Source organism: Paraperlucidibaca sp., assembly GCF_982810325.1.
This window is the reverse complement of sequence record NZ_CEYEMI010000057.1, coordinates 2,107-4,671: the sequence shown is the minus strand read 5'-3', so window position 1 is coordinate 4,671 and position 2,565 is coordinate 2,107. Positions and strand designations below refer to the sequence as shown.

The 2,565-nt window shown below is 49.7% G+C and carries 2 protein-coding genes; one reads left to right on the top strand and one right to left on the bottom strand.

The genetic code is table 11. The annotated features are described in order from the left end of the window. Positions 1-137: 137 nt before the first annotated feature. Positions 138-1,151, bottom strand: coding sequence for an AraC family transcriptional regulator (locus tag AC3DKE_RS10970; protein WP_487990707.1), 1,014 nt, complete (start codon positions 1,149-1,151; stop codon positions 138-140). A gap of 131 nt (positions 1,152-1,282) precedes the next feature. On the opposite strand from AC3DKE_RS10970, the gene AC3DKE_RS10965 reads away from it, so the two are divergent. Then, the coding region (locus AC3DKE_RS10965) for an NAD(P)-binding protein (protein WP_487990706.1) at positions 1,283-2,565 on the top strand (1,283 nt) is incomplete at its 3' end.

Genomic DNA, 2,565 nt, shown 5'->3' with positions numbered 1-2,565 from the left:
GCAGAAGCAATATGCCTGCATTGTCAGCGTCGTCGCTGAACACCCTTTATCCGTCAATGAAGTGAAACAGGCTCTGATGCATCACCACGCAGTGGCTCATATTAGTGTCGAGATCAATGCCCATTTACCGCAATCAACTAGTTTGAAGTGATGCTCGCCCGCCTGTCAGCAGGGGATATTCCTGTCCAGCCTTTATAGACTCGTGAAAATGCGCTGTGCTCGGAGTAGCCAAGCAGCATGGCAATATCAGCGATAGATAGCCCGCGATCACGCAGATAACTTTCGGCCAAGCACTGGCGCACCATAGCCAGTTCGGCGCGAAAGCTGCTATCTGCACTATTCAAAAGCCGCTGTAAGCTCCTGGTCGAACTATGCAGCTTTATGGCCACTGCTGTTAAATCAGGCTCGCCATCGTGCAGCATTCTTGCAATAGCCTGACGCACCTGCGCAATAACCGGCTCAATGGTCGGCGTATTATCGAGCAGCTGAATGGCATGTCGCTCCATCACAGCCACCACATTTGCATCAGCCGCCATCAACGGTATCTGCATTGCCTCTCTACTAACTCGGATCAGCGCCTCACTCGCACCAAACTGCACCTCACAACCGAACCATTTTAGATAAGGCTCAATGTTTTCAGGTGGTGGCCCTGGAATCGTGATCAGCGTTGCTACATCTCGCCGTCCAGTTAAGGTACGGCCAAGCTGTATGACTATTGCAAGACCCGTTTCGTTAACCAGTCTGCCGGGATCAAATATAGCCGTATCCCAAACCAAATCGACATGGCCTGGCGCCAAATGTGTAGTCATGGAAACCACGTCATAGACAAGCCGCTGATACCTATCTAAGCGCTTAAGTACCTCGGCCAATGTTGGGCAAGCGGTGGCTAAATAACCAAGCGTGCCTAAATGATGTGGCCTAATAGTCTCGGCGACATTTAAACCTAAATCGGGCTCATTAAAGTGACTTACCGCTAAGGTAAGCATGTCACTCCAGAGCTTTACCCGAATCCCGCGTGGGTCTGAATTATCCACGGCCCTGTAAAGCTGACCTAAGACAACTTGAGGCTGCTCCCCCCTTGACTGTAAATAGTCATATAGCCGGCTGGCAAAAACCCCTGGCACCCGCTCTGTCTTCTCAGTGTTTATCATTAATTTTTATAGCCACTTCAAGGCCGATTAAAATGGCGCAAATAGTCAAGCGGCGTCAAGCATTAAGCCGCAAACTGGCCTATGCATTATAAAAATAATGGCGAAGCTTTAAGGAACTATCGGACACCAAAATGACAACAAATAATAAAAATCAGCAGTATGACTACGACTATATTGTGGTTGGCTCAGGCTTTGGTGGCAGCGTATCTGCCCATCGCTTAACGGAGAAAAACTACTCCGTTGCCGTAATGGAAATGGGTCGCCGATGGACTCCAGAAAACCTACCAAAGAACAATTGGCAGCTCAGTTCGTGGATATGGCGCCCTATGCTTGGCCTTCGCGGGTTTTTCAATATGTCGTTTTTTCGGCATGTTGTTATTTTGCATGGCAACGCAGTTGGCGGTGGCTCAATAACGTATGCAAACACCCTATTAGTGCCGCCAGATCATGTCTGGGATGACGGCGCTTGGGCTGGCCTAAACGATTGGCATAAAGTCATGCCAACCCACTACGAAACAGCCAAGCGAATGCTAGGTGTTACCGAAAACCGAATCGTTGCACCAGCAGATCTCGCCCTGAAAAAGATGGCCGACGCTTATGGCTGTGGCGACACGTGGTACAAAACCGATGTCGGTGTTTTCTTCGGAGACAAAGACAGTGACGTGCCCGGCCAGTCGTATCCAGACCCCTTCTTTAACGGCGAAGGCCCAGATCGAAACAGCTGTATTGGCTGTGGCGGCTGCATGGTTGGCTGTCGCTATAACGCGAAAAACACGCTAGATAAAAACTATCTGTATCTCGCTGAAAAAAATGGTGCAAAAGTTCACGCAGAAACTAAAGTGGTTGGCGTTAAGCCGCTAAATAACTGCGCTGATGGCGCGGATGGTTATGAAATCACGACGGTGCCTTCTAATTTTCGCGGGCTCTATTTCGGCATTGGAAAGCGCGTTTGGCACTGCAAGTCACTCATATTTGCAGGCTCTTCGCTGGGCACACAAGAGCTACTGTTCAAGCTCAAAGACAATGGCTCGCTGCCGAAAATATCCGACGAACTTGGTAAGCGCGTTAGAACAAATGCTGAGTCATTGATTGTGGTTCGCGTGCCCGGTAGCACCAAGGACATGTCTAAAGGCATCGCCATCGGCTCCGGCATTCATTTAAGCGATAACACCCATATTGAAGCAACCCGCTACCCTGCCGGTTCAGACTTCATGGGCCTAATGCTAACAGCGCTGACTAAGGGCAAGCCGGGCTGGACTCGTCCGTTTTTGTGGGCTTGGGTGGCCATGAAAATATTGCTGAAAAATCCAATTCGAGCGATTAAAGCGCAAGCTCCTTTTGGCTGGGCAAAAGAGACCATTATTTTTCTCTGCATGCAGACCATCGATGGCTTCATCAATATGCGACTGAGGCG

Bases quoted from the DNA above. Each gene is read 5' to 3' on its own strand.
- AC3DKE_RS10970 (WP_487990707.1), bottom strand. From the start codon at position 1,151: ATGATAAACACTGAGAAGACAGAGCGGGTGCCAGGGGTTTTTGCCAGC.